Origin of the sequence: Nodosilinea sp. P-1105, from assembly GCF_012911975.1 — a bacterium.
In the GTDB taxonomy this organism is placed as follows: domain Bacteria; phylum Cyanobacteriota; class Cyanobacteriia; order Phormidesmidales; family Phormidesmidaceae; genus Nodosilinea.
In genome coordinates this window covers 2,501-5,349 of the sequence record NZ_SMDQ01000126.1, presented here as the reverse complement: position 1 = coordinate 5,349, position 2,849 = coordinate 2,501, and the positions used below count along the sequence as shown (strand labels likewise).

At 52.5% G+C, this 2,849-nt stretch carries 2 tRNA genes and 2 rRNA genes (1 of these 4 cut by a window edge); all 4 read left to right on the top strand.

Going from position 1 to position 2,849, the window contains the following annotated elements:
• Positions 1 to 274: 274 nt before the first annotated feature.
• Positions 275 to 1,764, top strand: a 16S ribosomal RNA gene (locus E1H13_RS26055).
• Between the two features lie 124 nt (positions 1,765 to 1,888).
• Positions 1,889 to 1,962 (top strand) — tRNA-Ile (locus tag E1H13_RS26050).
• 7 nt (positions 1,963 to 1,969) lie between these two features.
• Positions 1,970 to 2,045, top strand: a tRNA-Ala gene (locus E1H13_RS26045).
• A 196-nt stretch (positions 2,046 to 2,241) separates the two neighbouring features.
• Positions 2,242 to 2,849, top strand: a 23S ribosomal RNA gene (locus tag E1H13_RS26040); it runs 2,274 nt beyond the window's last position.
• Together the 16S and 23S rRNA genes with 2 tRNA genes alongside form the textbook arrangement of a ribosomal RNA operon.

Genomic DNA, 2,849 nt, shown 5'->3' with positions numbered 1-2,849 from the left:
TATATTAGTAAAGCGCCTGAGGGAAGCGCACCGAGTGTGAGATTCCCGAGGGGGTAAGGACCTCGACAGTTGAATAGTCTAGAAACGAAGCCAAGGTTCCTGTCAAGGATTAAATTGGTTCAACTATATCAGGAATGGCTAGTTGAGTCAAGGAAGTCTAGATAGAAAGAAAGAACGGATACTGAGGTATCTGGGATTAACGGGATTCTAATTTCACGGAATCTCCTTCAGGGTTGTTGATGTTGCGGCTTATTGGGTTGTGATGTTGATGACTAACATGGAGAGTTTGATCCTGGCTCAGGATGAACGCTGGCGGCGTGCTTAACACATGCAAGTCGAACGAAGTTTTCGGACTTAGTGGCGGACGGGTGAGTAACGCGTGAGGATCTGCCTTCAGGATGGGGACAACCACTGGAAACGGTGGCTAATACCCAATGTGCCGAGAGGTGAAACATTTATGGCCTGGAGATGAACTCGCGTCTGATTAGCTAGTTGGTAGTGTAAGGGACTACCAAGGCGACGATCAGTAGCTGGTCTAAGAGGATGATCAGCCACACTGGGACTGAGACACGGCCCAGACTCCTACGGGAGGCAGCAGTGGGGAATTTTCCGCAATGGGCGAAAGCCTGACGGAGCAACGCCGCGTGAGGGAGGAAGGCCTTAGGGTTGTAAACCTCTTTTCTCTGGGAAGAAGCTCTGACGGTACCAGAGGAATAAGCCTCGGCTAACTCCGTGCCAGCAGCCGCGGTAAGACGGAGGAGGCAAGCGTTATCCGGAATTATTGGGCGTAAAGCGTCCGCAGGCGGCTAATTAAGTCTGTTGTTAAAGCCCACAGCTCAACTGTGGATCGGCAATGGAAACTGGTTAGCTAGAGTGTGGTAGGGGTAGAGGGAATTCCCGGTGTAGCGGTGAAATGCGTAGATATCGGGAAGAACACCAGTGGCGAAGGCGCTCTACTGGGCCACAACTGACGCTGAGGGACGAAAGCTAGGGGAGCGAAAGGGATTAGATACCCCTGTAGTCCTAGCTGTAAACGATGGATACTAGGTGTTGGGCGTATCGACCCGTTCAGTACCGTAGCTAACGCGTTAAGTATCCCGCCTGGGGAGTACGCACGCAAGTGTGAAACTCAAAGGAATTGACGGGGGCCCGCACAAGCGGTGGAGGATGTGGTTTAATTCGATGCAACGCGAAGAACCTTACCAAGGCTTGACATGTCCAGGACCCTCATGAAAGTGGGGGGTGCCTTCGGGAGCTGGAACACAGGTGGTGCATGGCTGTCGTCAGCTCGTGTCGTGAGATGTTGGGTTAAGTCCCGCAACGAGCGCAACCCTCGTTCTTAGTTGCCATCATTAAGTTGGGCACTCTAGGGAGACTGCCGTGGACAACACGGAGGAAGGTGGGGACGACGTCAAGTCATCATGCCCCTTACGTCTTGGGCTACACACGTCCTACAATGCTTCGGACAGAGGGCAGCGAGCGTGCGAGCGTAAGCAAATCCCATAAACCGAGGCACAGTTCAGATTGCAGGCTGCAACTCGCCTGCATGAAGGCGGAATCGCTAGTAATCGCAGGTCAGCATACTGCGGTGAATACGTTCCCGGGCCTTGTACACACCGCCCGTCACACCATGGGAGTTGGCCACGCCCGAAGTCGTTACTCTAACCTTTTCGGAGGAGGAGGGCGCCGAAGGCAGGGCTGATGACTGGGGTGAAGTCGTAACAAGGTAGCCGTACCGGAAGGTGTGGCTGGATCACCTCCTTTTAGGGAGACCTACCCTTGATTACTCCGAACGATAGTTATTAGGAGAATTGAGTGGTCACTCTAGGTCGGTCAGGGCTTTGGAAGTAGTTTCTAGACTATGTCGAGGTTAATTTTGTATTAACTGGGGCTATTAGCTCAGGTGGTTAGAGCGCACCCCTGATAAGGGTGAGGTCCCTGGTTCGAGTCCAGGATGGCCCACTTGCGTGGGGGTATAGCTCAGCTGGTAGAGCGCCTGCTTTGCAAGCAGGATGTCAGCGGTTCGAGTCCGCTTACCTCCACCAAGAAGAGATAGATTTCAGCACGGTATGAGTTAGTGAGAGCTAGCTGATAGTCTGCTGAGAGGGATCTCAGCGAGCACCTTGAAAACTGCATAGTAAGAGAAGTGTATAGGTAGTACACACAGAACATTCAGAGTTCGAGAGCGAAAGAGCGCGTTTGATTAATGAGGTAGTGAGAGCTATTGAGTTAGTTAAGCGAGGTCAAGCTATAACGGGCTCACGGTGGATACCTAGGCACGCAGAGGCGAAGAAGGACGTGGTTACCGACGATACGCTTCGGGGAGCTGGAAGCAAGCGATGATCCGAAGATTTCCGAATGGGGCAACCCTACATACGGCCACCTGAATCCATAGGGTGGTGCGAGCGAACCCGGCGAACTGAAACATCTTAGTAGCCGGAGGAAGAGAAAGAAAGATCGATTCCCAAAGTAGCGGCGAGCGAACTGGGAAGAGCCTAAACCAGTGGTATTTACCATTGGGGTTGTGGGACAGCGAGATGGAATCCAGCGGTTAGACGAAGCATTTGAGAGATGCACCAGAGAAGGTGAGAGTCCTGTAGTCGAAAGCTTAAGGATACTAGCTGAATCCCGAGTAGCACGGGGCCCGAGAAATCCCGTGTGAATCATCGAGGACCACCTCGAAAGGCTAAATACTCCTGCGTGACCGATAGTGAACCAGTACCGCGAGGGAAAGGTGAAAAGAACCCCGGGAGGGGAGTGAAATAGAACATGAAACCGTGAGCCTACAAGCAGTTAGAGCCCGATTAAACGGGTGATAGCGTGCCTGTTGAAGAATGAGCCGGCGACTT